This window comes from uncultured Polaribacter sp. (assembly GCF_947503855.1).
GTDB lineage: Bacteria > Bacteroidota > Bacteroidia > Flavobacteriales > Flavobacteriaceae > Polaribacter.
The window spans coordinates 1-15928 of record NZ_CANNFF010000010.1; the positions used below are offsets into that span (position 1 = coordinate 1).

A 15928-nucleotide genomic window follows, 5' to 3' on the forward strand; every position below is an offset into this window, starting at 1 on the left:
AGAATCCCTTTTTTGTGCAACTCATCAGGAACATCGTTTTGTACCACACCAGAAACGGCAGCTTGGAGCTCTCCATGTTCGTACCGCTGCGCAACGAGGTGCGGAAACGGCAACCTTTGCATTCATAACTCCATTTACCCTGTAACCAATAATGGGAAGTGCCCCCGCATCGCTTGCAGACAACCCCTTCCTTATCACGCTGCTCCTTGAAATGCAAACGACAATCTTCCTCCGAACCGAAATGAGCCGTAAAACTGAATATGTTCATAATCCCTGCTTTTTGAGCGCTAATATACTAAAAATATTAGGTGTGTTTGCGGAGAATCAGAAAAAGAAGACATATTAGATGTTTTAGAACAACAAAAAATACATAAAAAAAGGTAGCAAATATATGTGGCTACCACAGCCAACGCGCAAGGCTATAAAGGTCACGCCCTACGGGTTTTGAAAAAAATCTCCACCCCAATATTATTTAAAAAAGAGGGTAGTATTTTTTCCAAAAACCTTGACAGCCTTATCCACGCCACAAGAACATACGGCTTTCTTTTTTTATTGTTTTTCTTTTAAAAAATTAATGGTGCGAAGCGTAGCGAAGCAATTTTAAATTGGATAGCTATGTCAACTTTTGAACTGAAAACACACCAAATCGGAAGAACCTATTCGCAACCTCATTTTTTTATCCTGAACAAAGGGCAAAACAGCGGAAAGCCTTTAATAAATCCCTGTCCTAATTGCTTTGTGGTAACTGTACCAACCGAAGAAGAAAAACACACCCTTTATCATTTATCAATGATGTTGCAAATAGGCGGTTTTTATGCTTATTATTTAAAAGGCAGTGTTATTCCGTTTATCTCAATAGATGATTGCAGAAACACCTTAAAAAATAGTTACACATCGTTGTTAAATGATGAATTTGAGTTACAAAAGCATATTAATATAGTGTCAGCAATTTGTAAAAAAGAAGCTGAACTTAAAAAAGTAATTTCAAAAATGGCAGATTTAAAGGTGTCATACATACAAAATCTATTTTCTAAAAAGCAAAATCGGGCAACAAAGGGCAACAAAAACCAAATCAATCTATTAGCATAGTATTTGCCATATATTACTTGTGTTGGTTAAAGACCGTACCAAGTCCGTACCAACTTCGAACAAGTATTAATTTTAAATTTTATATACAATGGGTGTTATTTCACAAGGAATCCTGGGCGGTGTATCAGGTAAAGTAGGAAACGTAGTTGGTGCTTCTTGGAAAGGTATTGACTATTTGAGAATTAAGCCTTCAAATGTGGCAAATCCACGAACAGAAGGACAAGTTAACCAAAGAAACAAGTTTACTGTTACTTTGGAGTATCTTCAACCGAATTTAGGTTTTATCAAGAAAGGGTATAAATCTTATGCGGTGCAAAAAACAGAGTTTAATGCAGCAATGTCTTATGTATTGAATAATGCGATTACAGGAGCTGCACCAAACTTTACTGTAGATTATTCTTTAGCTTTATTAAGTAGAGGTAATCTATCTGGAGCATTGAACCCTGCAACAGATTTAGCAACTGCGGGACAAGTAGAATTTACTTGGGATGATAACTCTGCTGAAGGTAATGCAAATGCAACTGATAAAGCAATGATTTTAGTTTACAATCCAAGTAAAAAAGAATCAATGTATATTCTTGATGGTGCTGATAGAACTGTAGGATCTCAAATCATTACAATTCCAAGTACCTATGCAGGTGATACTGTTGAGCTTTTTATGGCATTTATTACTGCTGATGGTAGTATCGTCTCAAACAGCGTTTATTTAGGCTCTGGAACAGCTAATTAACGGTTGATGTTTTTATGTATGAAACCACTCTTTATGAGTGGTTTTTTTATGCTATATTCGTAATTGAATTTATTAATGATTGCCCTTAATTTACCCTTTTTGGGTGTTTTTTGTATCCTATTTGTTGCCCAAATGCTCTAACCCTAATAAATATAAGGTAAGTTACATATTGTATTGGAAAGTAATGGTTATAGAAGATTTAATTGGAGAGTATCAAATTATTGGAAGTAACCAAGATGATTCTGAAAACACCTACAAAGGCATATTAAGTCTAAGCCTTGATAGCAATCATAGAATTGATGCTAAATGGCTAATAAATAAAAGTCAACAACAATTTGGCAAAGGTTTTTTTAAGAATAATATATTGGTTATTAATTTTGAATATCAAGGTGATGAAAACGAAATCTACAAAGGTGTTGTAGTTTATAAATGTATTACCAAAGATATTTTAGAGGGTTTTTGGTCTGAAGAATTTGGAAACCCTAACTTTTTGGGACAAGAAAATTGTTTTAGATGTAAGGAAAAAGAAATTTTAAACTAAAAAAAAACACCTTTTTTCTATTGGTAAATTAGATGTAATGTCTTTGAATTTGTTGTTGGTGTAATCAATTAAAATAAAATACTTTTCTATCTTTTTTTGTAATTTAATTCTATTATCAAACAATATTTTTAGCCATAAAAAAACGCTCAAATAAATTTGAGCGTTTTTAAAGTTTAAGGTATTAGTGTAAAAAACTATTCCTTAATAAATTTTGCTGTACCTACTCTTCCTGCAGATTCATACTTAATTAAATAAATACCTTTACTTAATTCTGAAATATCTAAACTAGTACTTGTATTATTAACTATAAAAGACTTTACCTTTCTACCTAACACGTTAAAAACATCTGCCTTAGTAATCGTTTCTTTTGCTGATATTTGTAATTGAGATTTAGCTGGATTAGGAAACATAGAAAAACCTAATAACTTATTATTATCTACGCTTGCGGTACCGTCTCTATATATGTATATATTATCAACATAAACAACTCCTAAATTTGAAGTAATTAAATATTGTCCAACTTTGTCTCTAGATAAAGTACCTCCGCCTGCAATAGTAAAACTTGATAAAGGTATATCATATGATATCCAACCTCCTGGGTTAGGATTTGGCAAAGCAGGACTTGAAGCATTAGTTGTAGAAAACTCTATTGCACTAGTCTCTCCTGCAGCTTCATTAGCATGGATAGATAATTTGTGATTAAAACTCCTGTCTAAAGTTTCTGTTTCTGTCCAAATATCAATATGTAAATGTGTAAAATCGGTTGCATTTATTCTATTACTAGTAAAATCTAGTGCTAAAAAAGTAGCATTTTGACCTGATGCAAATGAAACTTTTTTAACGTTATTCCCAGCAATAGTCTCATCTGTATATTCAGCAGAATCCCAAGTTGTTCCAAATTCATCAAATGTTATATCATCATAAGCATCACTAAACAAAGAAATAACATCTGCAGCGTCTCTTGTTGGAGGAGTGGTTGGAGCATCTGTTGGAGCTGGATCTTCTGGAAGTGTTGTTGGTAAACCTTTAAGATTTTTTATATAAAAAACTCTACCATCAGGTGTACCATAACCATTAGCACTAGTATCCCAATTGGTATGGAGTGCAAAATCACTATAATCGCCGTTAGCTGGACCTTGATTATCTAGGGTTTGATCAAAAGTAAATGTTAAAGTTTCCCATCCTGTTCCATTGTGGCTCACAGAAGTAACTGCATTTGGAGCCCCATCAACACCTCCTTGTGCTTTTGGTGCAATTGTTATAGCTGTAGTTGAATAAACATCTAACTGCATAGATAGCTGGGTAGCTGCTGTTAAAGTATAAGGAGTAGTTAAAATAACGTTTGTACCTTGCCAAACCTCACCTGAACCATTTGTACTTGTTATTTTAACAACTTGAGTATTAGCATCTGTAGGATCAGCATCATAAACTGCACTTGTGCCTCCAAAAGCTCCTTCTAAACCAGTATCGTTAAATGACTCTAGCAAATCGTAAGTTGCCGTTTGACTACTATTTGCTGGGTTACTTACAACAACGCTACCTAAATTACTTTCTTCAGCAGGATTTGCTATTAAACCAGTTACAGAAAAACCATACTGTATAATATGACCCGCAAGTAACTCACTTGCAGAAGCAGAAACACTAAAAGTACTAACTGCATCTGTTAAAGTGAATGTTTTATTTGTAACCGTTGCATAATTGTTACCTGGGTCTAAAGCTTTTATAAAAGCTTTTACGGTGTATCCAGAAGCTATTGTATAAGAATCTAAGTTTCCAGAAAAAGTTAAATCGGAGCCTGCTAAACTACTATCTTCTACAAAACCACTTACTTCAACGGTTTTGTTAGGAGTTTCTGAAGCGCTAAACCAACCAGCATCCCATGATGCTGCATTTTCAGCCCAAATTGCAAAATTGGGTTGCATAGTTAATACGTTTCCAGTAAATGTTGATTTATTTTTTGCAAAATCATAATCAAACCCAAATGCATAATTTCCGTCCGAAACATTAAATGCAGCTACATATGACTTCCAAGTCTTTGAGGCATCAACAGAAACTGTATTCTGCGATGTTAAAAGTGATGTAACAAATAACATCAATAGTAATGTAATTTTTTTCATAATTATAAAGTTTATTTAAATTGTTGTATACAATATTAACTTTAATATATTCATTTTTAACATTTAACACCTCAACAAAAAACATACAAGAAATAAAAAAACTAAATTTAATATTTAAGGTATTAAGATATTGTAGTGAAAACGGTACTTTACATTGAAATTATTATAAAAAAATAATATAATTTTACCAATAAAAAATAACTATGTATTGTTAATGTATGGGTAAAAAAAGATTGGTGAATTCTAAAAATTTAACAAGTAGTTAGAAACTAAAAAACCCTTTAAATAACTTATATTTAAAGGATTAATAAATATATTTTATAATTGAATAAGATGTTTTAAAATTTTAGTTTTTCGTTTTTATCCCATACCCCCCAATAAGCTCCAACATCTCCTTCATCTCCAGTTTTCCAAGATTCATCAAAAGATGAAAAGTAAAAAATATCTACGTTGTCTTTTTGAGACCATTTTTGAGTGTTTATAAAATATCTTATTGCATTTTCTTCATTAGAATCTGCTGCTACTTCAGATCCCCCCTTACTTGGCCAACCCGTTTCTGTAATAATTACTTTTTTACCTTTTGCAGCTTTTGTAGCTTGGTAAAACATTTGTTGCATGTGATTTAAAGAATCGTCTATATGACATCCTTCCCAATATGGGTAACAGTTTGATAGAATTATATCGCTAATTTCTACCAGTTCTGGGTGTCTAGAAAATTCGTAGTAAGCATCTACATAACCCACTGCAACATCTGGTAGTGTTTCTTTTACTCTTTTAATGTAGGCTAACAGTTGTTCTAAAGTTAATTCGTTTCTGTATAAAACCTCGTTACCAACTGCAGCAATATCTATGTAACCTTGCTTACCTAATTGAATTAATGCTTCTATTTCTTGCTCATTTTTTTCTAAATCATCACTTAACCAAGCCCCCACCATATTTTTTAATCCATGTTTTTGTGCGATTCTTGGTATGTGTTCATTACCTTCTATACAAGAAAAAGAACGGATCCATTTTGTATAGGGTTTTAATATTTTAATACGTCTTTCTACCTGCTCTTCTGTAATAGTGTCTCCTGGCTCTTGACCATCTTCATACATACTAAAACAAATACCATGCATTCCTTGGTTTAAAACCTCTTTCCATTGTGATTTTAAATCTTCTAATGAATATTTCGAAAAATCTTTACCTCGGTAACCACTATAATTGGTGGTATTTACTAAATAATTATGTTTACCTCTATAAGACATTATTCTTTATTTTATAATTCGCCTCTACGTTTTACTAAAACCTCTTTAATTTCTTTAGCTCTTTTTTCATTTAAACTATATTTCCACATGACAAACATTGCTAATGCTGCTGTACTTGCAGGTACTACAATATCTGCAATTCTTAACGATGTCATTGTTTCTAGTGCTTGCTCTGTAATGTTTTGATCAAAACCAACAAATTTTAGTATTACACCACTTAAAATAATTGCAATTGCTTGCCCTAACTTTACCATCCACCAGTAAATGGCTCCAAAAGTTCCTTCTTTTCTAGGCATTCCATTTTCTAATTCATCTAAATCACAAACATCTGCAGTCATAGACATCATTAGGGTAAATAAACCTCCCATACCAAAAGCAAAAAATGGTATTGGTAAAAAGATAAGCCATGGTATTCCGTTACTGGCATCTATACTAAACCAAGACATACCAATAGTATCTAAATAAGGATTTAAAAATTCAAAAATAGAAGCCACACCATTGGTCATTGATTCTCCTAAAGCTGTTTCATTAAAGCTTTTATTTAGAGCAATATCAAAACCCCACCATTTTAGAACGTAACCGATTATCGACAAAAATGTAGAAATTAAAAAAGCATTTCTTTTTCCCCATTTTGTTGCCATTTTAGATACAATTGGTATTACTATAAAAGCAGTAATTACCGCATTTAAAGTATTAAACCAAGCTGGCCAAGTACCTGCTTGCTCCCAACTACCGTGATTCATGTAAAAAACAATGATAAATACAGAAAATGCAGCCACTAATTGAAACCCATTAAATACTAAAAAAGTAGCACCACAAAGTTTCATAAAAGGCTTGTTTTTGGATACTTGTTTGATTGCTTTAAATAACTCTTTAAAGTTAGATGCAAGTGTTTTAAGGGTAATAACCTGTCTATTATCCATATTTGCAGAATCTATACCTTTACAGAAAAATGCAGGTAAAACTCCAAATAATATACATACACCACCTACAATTATTGCCATTGTTCTTACCCCTTGTGCAGGATTGTCAAACGTATTTACATCTGGAATAATTACATACAACCAAGGAACTATCATCCACGCAATTTGCCCCATACTATTTGCAAGACTCATTAATCTTGTTCTTTCATTATAATCTGATGTCATTTCATATCCTAAACCAACTAATGGTGTTGCAAACATGGTGTTTCCTACCAAAAACAGAATTTGCAAAATCATTACATACCAAAAGTTAAAGGTTTGTGATGCGTTTTCATCTAATTGCCACATTAAAATAAATAGGATTCCACTTATTATTGCCCCTGTAAAAATATAAGGTCTTCTTCTACCAAAACGAGATTTTGTATTATCTGAAATAAAGCCCATAATGGGGTCTGTTAAAGCATCAAAAACTCGGGGTAAACCGCCTAATAAACCAGCCCAAACAGGATCCATACCAAAAGCTGTTAAAATAAATACCTGGAGATACACACCCAATACACCTGGTAAAAGGTTTAATACAAAGTGACCAGAACCAAATGCTGCTTTTTGTCCAAAAGGTACTTTTCCTCTTGCTGTTGTTTTAATATTAGACATATTTTATAATTTAGTTAATTAATATTGTTTGTAATGCTTGTTGATCTATGTTTATAGTAATTTCTTTTTCTTTAAATTTTAATGTAAAGCTCTTCGCTTTTTTACCCTCATTAAATACAATTACAGCTATAGAACCATCTTTATTTTGTGCTGCTGTAACTTGTAACTCTTTATCTGAATTTTCTAATCCAATAACTTTTGCTTCTGGTCTAATAAATTTACTAAAGTGCGCCATTGTGTAATATAATGGTGTAAAATATACTTCGTCTTTATCTGGATCTACAATAATGGGTGCTACACACCAGTTTTTAAACCAATTTGGGCCACCTTGTCTATCTAAAACCATATTCCAATCTACCCAACCATCTACCCAGTTATTTAAACAACCAATAATATCTCTTGCATATCTATTTACAGGCGCATACTTTGGATGTAAATACTTTTGATCTTCTGGAGCCCAATCCCAACCCCAATCTGTGGATTCTTTTGACCAATACCAAACATCATTTTTCCACTCAGGCACTTGAGAATCTATACAACCTTCTGTTTCTATTAAATATTTATTTGGTGCTTTGTTATGCGAATATTGTAGTTCTTCCGGAAATACCTCATAAGTGCTTTCGTACCAATGAATTGCGGTACCATCAAAGTATTTAGAAGAGGCTTCATCTCTATACATTTCATCTACCCATTCTTTTAAGCCTGCTCTATTTTGATCGTACCCTAAAATAATTTTATCACCATAACCCTCTACTTCTAACTTTGGTCCTAAATGAAATTGAACAAAATCTGTCATTTCTTTAGGTGTAAAATGCATAGACTCCCAATTATTACCATTTCCATGAGGTTCATTTTCTACTGTAAAACCCCAGATATCAATTCCTTCTTGTTGGTAAGCATCTAAATATTTAGAGAAAAATAACGCCCAAGTATCATAATATTTTGGCAATAATTTACCGCCAACCCATTCTTTGTTATCTTTCATCCAAGGGGCAGCTGTCCAAGGTGATGCAAATATTTTAAAACCATCTTCAGATACTTTTAGAGCATCTTTTATCATCGGTATTAAATCATCTATATCATCTTTTATAGTAAAGTGTTCTAGATTTATATCATCTTCAACTGGAGAATATGAATATTGAGATAGTGAAAAATCGCAAGAATTCATGTGAGTTCTTGTTAATGAGTAGTTAGCACCTTGTTTTGAAAAATAGGCTTGTAAAATAGTATCTCTATTTTTTTTACTTAATTTATTTAATAAATATGCAGATGACTCTGTAAATGCGCCTCCAAAACCTGTAATTGTTTGAAATGTTTTTGAAGGATCTAATGCTATGATAGAACTCTTTTCTGCCGATTTAAAATTAGTGATTTTTGCTAATTTATTGCCTGCAGCAGAAGTTTCATAAACTTCCACAGCAAGTGTATTATCTTTTTGTGTGCAACTCATTATAGCTAATAAAAAAAGTGTCGTAAAAAAAATATTGAATTTCATTTTAATAATATTTATCTTGGATAATCTGTATTTGGCACCAAAACAGTTTTCATCATTTGCTCTTTATCTCCGTTAAAAGTTTTGGTTATCTGTTTTCCATTTCTAGTTAAGCCTTTAAAAACATGGTTATCAACCATTTCCCAAAGTGGGTATTTAGCTTCACTTTTTAAGTTTATTAACCCAAAATGATTTTCTGAACCTTTCGAATTATTGGCGTCTTTCCATTGTTCATCAAAAGCTTCAAAATAGAAACAAGCAATTTCTTCTTTATTGGTCCAATCTCTAATATATTTATAGTACAAACCTTGTTTATATTCGTCTGTTGCTCTAGAACCATCTGGTCCATAAAGACCGTTAGAAATGGTTGCCCAACCAGTTTCTCCTATATGAACAGGCTTATTTACACCAATACTTTTCATATAATTAACAACACCTTTATATTGGTTTTTTGCAAAATTTAAAGCCCTTAGCATACTAGCATCAATCTTTTCTTTGTCTGACAGATTTTTTAAGTGATTCGGGTTTTTCCAAAATGCAGGGTTATAATGTGTGTTATGGTATGGATACGTATGCATAGAAATATAATCTACTGCTTTTATCAACTTATTTAAATCTTCTGTATGATAAAGTGGATCTCCACCACCCCAAGATGAAAAATCGTCTGAACTTGTAATCCATAAATCTTTAGGTAACTCTCCTTTTTGTTTTAACGATTGTAAATGGTTTACCCATTTTAAAATTACGTTAGGCTGTACAAAATAACTTGCTGCCCATTTTACCATAGCTTCATTACCAACAGCTATTATTTTTACAATTTCTGGATATTGTTTTGCTAGGGCTACTGCTCTTTTAATTTCTCCTTCGTTTTGAGGACTTTCTATATTATGATTAGGAACTTTATCTGTCCATGCATTTAAGCAATCTATCCATGCACCTAACATTACATACATTTCAAAATTTGGATCTTCTATTTTAAGCTCTGAAATTGCTTTTAAAACATTTGAAGCATGTGGCAGTTTGGGTTGTACATTGTAAGTTCTTAAAACCTTAACGCCCATAGCAGAAAGAATTTTTAAATCTTCTTTCAACTCTTCTATTGTTGGTTGAATTTCTCTAGAGGTTTCTCTATAACCACCATATGATATTGCCAAATAATTAGGGTTTCCTAAAATTTCTGAAGCTGTCATTGATACTGATTGAGTATTTTCTGTGTTGTTTTTTTTATTACATCCGAAGTTAAACATCAATACAAAAAGAGCTAAAAAAAGTGTCTTATTTATGTTCATAACTAACTGTTTAAATTCGGATGTTTTTATTTGTTTACAAAAACTATAATTTTGTTGATCTCACCTGTTCTTTTAAATAATTTATCACTGTTATTTTTATCTAACTTTAAACTATTTATTGTAGATGTTTTGCCTTCTGTATAAAATACTTTTAACTTATTTTCTGAAGACAATGTATAGACAATAGGTACTTGACAATAGGTAAAAGCTAAAGTATCTGAGTCAAGAACTAGTGTTTTTTTATGATTCTCTACATCTATATATTCGAAATCTTTTGAAGTCTTTAAAAACTCTTCATCTCTAAGTAATCTTGGATTAAATGTTACCTCTCCATCTTTTACAAAAACACCTAATTCGCCCATTCTAGAAAGCACATCTTCTTTTACTTGACCTGTCATACCAGGTTGTTGCGCTCCTTTTGTTGCTGGTGTGTGTGAATATGGATCTGTTGGAAAAGCACCATATAATTCTGGTGATTTATGCACACCAATTCCTTCAAAAATTTCGTAATAGTGTTCTAATAATCTACCAATAACATCTTCACTTTCGTTATTATTTACAGCTAACCAACAGTTTTCTTGAACTGCTAATAATAGTTTAGAAACCATATGCCAATAAATAGACCCTAAGCCCTCGTAACCAAAGAATGTTCCTGATCTTCCTGTAAATGATTTATGATCGAACATTTCTTCGTAAACTGCCAACAACAATTCCTCTTCATTGTTTACTAAAGAATGATATTTTTCTGATAAGTTTTTTAACCCTACTTTTAATGCATTCGCATTGTTAAAGTTTCCATTAAAATGATAATTTCCAGCAATATCTTTTTCTACAATTTGACGATTGTCTTCTGCTAGTAGCTGTTGTAATAATTTCGATTTTTTTACAGCTGTTTCTGGAATATTGTTTTTGTCGATAAATCTTCCTAAATCTTTGTTAGGATATAAAATGTAGCTGTATTGGTCTGGCCTAAACAAAGCACTTGCTTTTAAACCATCTAAAACTGCTAAGGCTTCTTTTGGAGATAAGCTACCAGAACTTAATACTGCAACTTGCCCTTCTAACATTTCTGACAAGTAAGAAATTGATACTTCTTTATCATTTTCTACAGTCATTAAATTATAAGAATGATACAAATTATCTTTGCGCTTATTGGCATCGATTGTTTGTGATGTATATTTTTTGGTAATGCTAAAAAAGTCTACCAATTCTTGTTTAGAAATTGGCGATTTTTTATTCTGGAAACCTTCTGCGTAAATTTTTAATCTGTATTCACTTCCTGCTTCACCAACACCATCTAAAACTTTTTTACGATCTGCATTAGAAATGTTTTTAGACAAAATACTTTCATTATCCTTTAATGATGACACAACTTTGTTGAAAAAAGTAACCAATTCATTAGATATCGTATATTCTTCAATATCAGTATTTGACACTACTTTTTCGAAAAATGTAATAAAACGATGTAAATAATAAAGCGTTACCATAGAAACTCCATTACCTACCAAAGCGTTGTTGGCATCATTCCATTCTGGTCTTTGTGTATTCATCCAAATACCACCTTCTGGAATAAAGTTAGCTACTTTTGCTAATAGTGTTGCTAACAATTTTTCCATCATATTTACTTTATAAATGGAATCATTTGCGTCTCTTAACAAAGCCCCATCTGCACCAATTTGAGCTCTTAATTCATCTATTTTTTGATGCGCTTTTTGGTCAAAGTCTATGGTATCTTTTGGGTTTTGTAATGTTTCTTGATAACTTTTAATTTTATAGGGCACATTGGCATATACAAAAACAGGTTCTGTAAAGTTTTCTGACAATCTACCAGGATAATAATTTTCTATAAATTCTAAGAATTTTAATAAATAAATTGTTTGATGATCACCCCAATAACCAATGTAAGACCAAGGATCATCTGGTTCTATAGTTTCCCAATCAAAACCACCTTTGGTAACTCTGTAAGGATTATAACCATCAAAAGTAGAAGCATTTAAAAACTTATGAATCATACCTTCTATAAACTCTGGATATGAGTGTGCTAATGCTTCCCAATTCTGAAAAATATCTCTCCAGTTTCCTTCGTAATCTAATATTTTAGAACCATCAATCTCACTTTGTGTGTTTATTGAAAAACGGTTCCATGGTCTACTTGGATCTCCATGTCTACGACTAAATTTTAAAGGTAAATACTCAAAACACAGTCTTTTAAAATCTTTGTCCTTACTTGTCTTTGCTGTGTTTTTTAAATAATCTACCGTAAATTCTTCTGGAAATTTATTAATGATTTCTTGTTGATTTTTAAATACTTGTTGGTTTGCACCTTTTAAGTATTTTTTAAAATCTTGATTTTCAATTTTATATCCATCATCAAAAATACCACCTCTCATTATATTAAAAAGTGTATTTGCAAAATGACGTGTATTTCTTAATTGTATTTCACCCAACTCTAAACCATCAGAAGCAGCTACTAATTTTATTAATTGCGCTGTGCCTTCATCTATACTTTTTTGAAGTAGGCTTGATAAATTAGATTCGGTTTTAATGCGTTTTGCCAAACGATGATAATCTCCTAAATCTTGATTAACGTTTGCAATTAAACACCAAGATTCTTGCGCATTTGCCTCTAAAGACAAATCTTGAATGGTAAAATAAGCTCCTTTTTCTGCTTTTAGATCAATTTCTTGATGCATTTCTTCACCATTTCTAAAAGCGTCTAATTGTCTTGAAGAAATTAAGTATGTTGGATTCTTAACACCCAAAGACCAAACTAAATTTGATTTTAATGCTTCGCTTGGTTCTGCTTTATCTACAATAATTGCACTTAATGCATAAATACCTATACCAGAACTTGTTTCTAACTCACTTTTTTTGTAAGCATCTACTAAATTACTGCGTATACCTTGAATTGCTGAAGTAACTCCATAAGGCAAAATATTTTGAACCCCATCTAAGATAGTTACATCTACCTTATTATTTGTGTTGTTAATTAAGTTTGATTTTCTAATAAAACCATATTCATTTGAAGTATTCCAATGATATCTATAAGTTAATCCTAAATCTTCATTAACTTCTTCGAAAACAACTTTGTTTCCATAACTATTTTTGTAAAGGTTTCTTTTTATTTGGTAAACGCCTTCATATTTATCAGAAAAAGGTTCCCAAAGAAAAGTTTTGTCTTCTTTATGAACTTGTAGTATTGTTTTACTACCTGTTACTTCTGCAGATTCTGTTATTTTATCATCTGTATAATAAGGAAATAGTGAATTTTCTGCATCTTTTCTACCTGCAGTTAAACCTCCATTACTAGAAATAAACATCCAGTGATTGGCGTTACTAACAAGACTCATAAAAAAGGGTCTCATTTTATTACTATTCGAAATTTTATAATAAACTTCGTTATCAAAGTTTACTAATTCTCCTTTTACCTTTAAAGCAGTGTTTTCTGCTAAATTTTTACCTAAATAAATAGTATTCTTAGTCATTATAAAATCATACTTAAAACATATCTAAAGACATGAAAAACAATGTTTTTATTTTTAATTTGTAATATTTAATTTTTGTTCTATTTGTATACTCTTACATAATCTACAATCATGGTTTGTGGAAAAACAGTATTTAAATCTGGGTTTTCTAAAAAGTTACCACCAACAGCCATGTTTAATATTATGTAAAATTGGTTGCTATTAAATACCCAATTTGCGCCTTCTGGCAAATCTGCTGGTGTAATTTGATTGTAAAGTACATCATCTACATAATAATTAATGTAATTTTCTCCCCATTCTATTCCGAAAATATGGAAACCAGTATCAAACCTATCATTTGTTAATTCGTAGCTTTTAGTTATAGGTGTTGCTCCAGAATAACCAGGTCCATGAACGCTACCATGGGTTATTGTTGGCTGTTGACCTCTGTATTCCATAATATCTATTTCCCCAATGTTTGGCCAAGTAACAGTGCCGTCAGCATCGTCTCCTAACATCCAAAATGCTGGCCACAAACCTTTACCCCAAGGCAATTTAATACGAGCTTCAAACCTTCCATATTTAGTTTCATATAAACCTTTGGTTAAGATTTTAGCAGAAGTATAGGTAGCCCCCATAAAAGTTTCTTTGTTAGCAGTAATATGCAACATACCGTCTTGAACAACTATGTTTTCTGGACGATCTGTGTAATACTGTAACTCATTATTTCCCCATCCAGGGATACCTTGAGCAGTACCGTCTCCAATATCAAAAGTCCATTTATTGCTATCTGGTGCGCCATCTGTATCAAATTCATCTGACCAAACTAATTCAGATTTTGTGGTAACTGTTTGAGTTTCGCCATTTTCGCAACTTGAAAAAAGTACGATTGCAAATGCAAATAATGGTAAACGAAGTTTTGATTTATTTTTATTTATAAAATTCATTTTATTTTATTTTAATTATAGAAATAGATATTATCTAGATACAAATTTGTAAGTGATGAAAAATTAATATTTTCGAAGATGAGTAATCCAACATTATTTCTATTAGTTAAACCATTCAATGAAAATTCAAAGGTCATCCAAGAATCTGCCACAATACTTGGTGTTTTTCTAACAAATAATTGCTGTCTTGTATCATCTGTACCACCATTTACACCATCGGGACCAAAATCTACTACTGTTACTAAAAAATCAAAATTAGAAGGGACCTCGTTTGGTATATACATATTAAAATGCAAGTTAGCCAGTGAAGTTAGATTAATTGTAGGGCTAGCAAATTGAATACCTACGAAATTAAAATTCGTATAATTTAAAAAATCATCATCATTTACACTAAAATCTGCAGATTCGGTGGTTTGATAAGGTTGCCAATATCCATTATAAAAATCTACATTAGTATTTGTATAATGATTGCTAAAGATTGAAATAACATCATCTGGATTTCTAGTTGGTGTTGGTGGAAAGCTAAAAGAACCTAGAGAATTAATTATTAAGGATCCTTTTGCTTCTACTCCATTTAAACTTGCTGTAACAACCGCCGTACCGGCAGCATTTATTTCTATAACTCCAGATGAATTTACACTTGCTACACTAGGATCTGTAGAAGTAAAAGTAAAATAACTTGGAGCAGTTGTAATTGTGATATCTTGACCATTACCTAAGTTAAAAGTTTGATTTAAATTGTCTATATTGATTTTTACTCCAATAAAGGTATTTACAGTAACATCTTCACCATTAGATATTGATGGTCTTGGTTGTGCGATAGTTCCTAGTTTTTCAAATTTTAATTCGTCTATCCAAAAAGTATACCCAAAACCATTTGTGGCTTGTGTACCAGCAGCATATCTAAACATGCCCCTTTCTTCAGTTAATCTAGAGGCATCTGGAAGTGGAATAATCACTTTTTGCCATGAAGTACCTACAGATGTATTTTGAATTGTAGCTCTGAATTTATTTTCTAAAAAATCTTCACCAAAACCAAATTCGCCAATAGTAACACCTTGTGATGCTTTAACCCAAAAAGTTAATGCGTCGTACTGACTTAAATCTCTACCTGCACCTTCAATTCTGAATATGGCTCCTGCGTAATTACCATTAGAATCATCTTCATTTGGCACATCAAAACGCATAGATGCTGTGCCTTGATATGCTTCATTTTCATCTACAGACCAAGCTGTTAGTTTAGACCCCGCATATGGAAAGTAAAAATCGCTACCCATACCAACTGGTGAATCTATAAATACGTCTGCAGTTGAAGAAAAACTAGCAACAACTGCTTCACCAGAAATTTCTCTTTCGCATCCTAAAAAGATAAAAGCTACTAAAAAAATTAATAGGGTTATTTTTGAAAATATTTTATGTATTGTTTTCATTTTTT

Annotated in this window: 12 protein-coding genes; 3 read left to right on the forward strand and 9 right to left on the reverse strand. The window is 31.8% G+C overall.

The features are described 5' to 3' along the window. On the reverse strand, nt 1-268 hold a 268-nt coding region (locus Q0662_RS09560), incomplete at its 3' end, for an IS1595 family transposase (RefSeq protein WP_298949170.1). 347 nt (nt 269-615) lie between these two features. Here Q0662_RS09560 and Q0662_RS09565 point away from each other — a divergent pair. From Q0662_RS09565 to Q0662_RS09575, 3 genes are all read left to right on the forward strand, one after another. Continuing rightward, entirely contained in the window at nt 616-1089 is a 474-nt protein-coding gene (locus tag Q0662_RS09565) for a hypothetical protein (protein WP_298949172.1), read from the forward strand. An 88-nt stretch (nt 1090-1177) separates the two neighbouring features. After that, nucleotides 1178-1819, forward strand: a complete 642-nt coding sequence (locus tag Q0662_RS09570) for a DUF6266 family protein (protein ID WP_027885438.1) — start codon at nt 1178-1180, stop codon at nt 1817-1819. Nucleotides 1820-2003: 184 nt separating this feature from the next. After that, nucleotides 2004-2360, forward strand: coding sequence for a hypothetical protein (locus tag Q0662_RS09575; RefSeq protein ID WP_298949351.1), 357 nt, complete (start codon nt 2004-2006; stop codon nt 2358-2360). Between the two features lie 194 nt (nt 2361-2554). Here the strand turns inward: Q0662_RS09575 and Q0662_RS09580 are convergent, their stop codons facing one another. The 8 genes from Q0662_RS09580 to Q0662_RS09615 form a co-directional block, all read right to left on the reverse strand. Continuing rightward, on the reverse strand, nt 2555-4477 hold the full coding sequence (locus Q0662_RS09580; protein ID WP_298949174.1) for a T9SS type A sorting domain-containing protein: 1923 nt from the start codon (nt 4475-4477) through the stop codon (nt 2555-2557). Between the two features lie 338 nt (nt 4478-4815). Beyond that, on the reverse strand, nt 4816-5724 hold the full coding sequence (locus tag Q0662_RS09585; RefSeq protein ID WP_298949176.1) for a glycosyl hydrolase family 17 protein: 909 nt from the start codon (nt 5722-5724) through the stop codon (nt 4816-4818). Nucleotides 5725-5735: 11 nt separating this feature from the next. Next, the gene (locus Q0662_RS09590) at nt 5736-7301 is read right to left on the reverse strand and encodes an MFS transporter (protein WP_298949178.1); all 1566 of its coding nucleotides are present in this window, start codon (nt 7299-7301) and stop codon (nt 5736-5738) included. Nucleotides 7302-7311: 10 nt separating this feature from the next. After that, nucleotides 7312-8751, reverse strand: coding sequence for a glycoside hydrolase family 30 protein (locus Q0662_RS09595; protein ID WP_298949179.1), 1440 nt, complete (start codon nt 8749-8751; stop codon nt 7312-7314). A gap of 56 nt (nt 8752-8807) precedes the next feature. Then, nucleotides 8808-10040: a glycosyl hydrolase family 17 gene (locus Q0662_RS09600; RefSeq protein ID WP_298949353.1), complete on the reverse strand. Its 1233-nt coding sequence runs from the start codon at nt 10038-10040 to the stop codon at nt 8808-8810. Nucleotides 10041-10108: 68 nt separating this feature from the next. Further along, nucleotides 10109-13567: a hypothetical protein gene (locus Q0662_RS09605; protein WP_298949182.1), complete on the reverse strand. Its 3459-nt coding sequence runs from the start codon at nt 13565-13567 to the stop codon at nt 10109-10111. Between the two features lie 80 nt (nt 13568-13647). Then, the gene (locus tag Q0662_RS09610; protein WP_298949184.1) at nt 13648-14493 is read right to left on the reverse strand and encodes a glycoside hydrolase family 16 protein; all 846 of its coding nucleotides are present in this window, start codon (nt 14491-14493) and stop codon (nt 13648-13650) included. Between the two features lie 11 nt (nt 14494-14504). Beyond that, nucleotides 14505-15923 carry a glycosyl hydrolase family 16 gene (locus tag Q0662_RS09615; protein ID WP_298949185.1) on the reverse strand — a complete coding sequence of 473 codons (1419 nt, stop codon included), beginning with the start codon at nt 15921-15923 and terminating at the stop codon, nt 14505-14507. Nucleotides 15924-15928: the final 5 nt, after the last annotated feature.

What these genes read in the sequence shown, in the direction of transcription:
- Q0662_RS09565 (WP_298949172.1), top strand. Translation starts at nt 616, where the DNA reads ATGTCAACTTTTGAACTGAAAACACACCAAATCGGAAGAACCTATTCG.
- Q0662_RS09570 (WP_027885438.1), top strand. Translation starts at nt 1,178, where the DNA reads ATGGGTGTTATTTCACAAGGAATCCTGGGCGGTGTATCAGGTAAAGTA.
- Q0662_RS09575 (WP_298949351.1), top strand. Translation starts at nt 2,004, where the DNA reads ATGGTTATAGAAGATTTAATTGGAGAGTATCAAATTATTGGAAGTAAC.
- Q0662_RS09580 (WP_298949174.1), bottom strand. Translation starts at nt 4,477, where the DNA reads ATGAAAAAAATTACATTACTATTGATGTTATTTGTTACATCACTTTTA.
- Q0662_RS09585 (WP_298949176.1), bottom strand. Translation starts at nt 5,724, where the DNA reads ATGTCTTATAGAGGTAAACATAATTATTTAGTAAATACCACCAATTAT.
- Q0662_RS09590 (WP_298949178.1), bottom strand. Translation starts at nt 7,301, where the DNA reads ATGTCTAATATTAAAACAACAGCAAGAGGAAAAGTACCTTTTGGACAA.
- Q0662_RS09595 (WP_298949179.1), bottom strand. Translation starts at nt 8,751, where the DNA reads ATGAGTTGCACACAAAAAGATAATACACTTGCTGTGGAAGTTTATGAA.
- Q0662_RS09600 (WP_298949353.1), bottom strand. Translation starts at nt 10,040, where the DNA reads ATGTTTAACTTCGGATGTAATAAAAAAAACAACACAGAAAATACTCAA.
- Q0662_RS09605 (WP_298949182.1), bottom strand. Translation starts at nt 13,567, where the DNA reads ATGACTAAGAATACTATTTATTTAGGTAAAAATTTAGCAGAAAACACT.
- Q0662_RS09610 (WP_298949184.1), bottom strand. Translation starts at nt 14,493, where the DNA reads ATGAATTTTATAAATAAAAATAAATCAAAACTTCGTTTACCATTATTT.
- Q0662_RS09615 (WP_298949185.1), bottom strand. Translation starts at nt 15,923, where the DNA reads ATGAAAACAATACATAAAATATTTTCAAAAATAACCCTATTAATTTTT.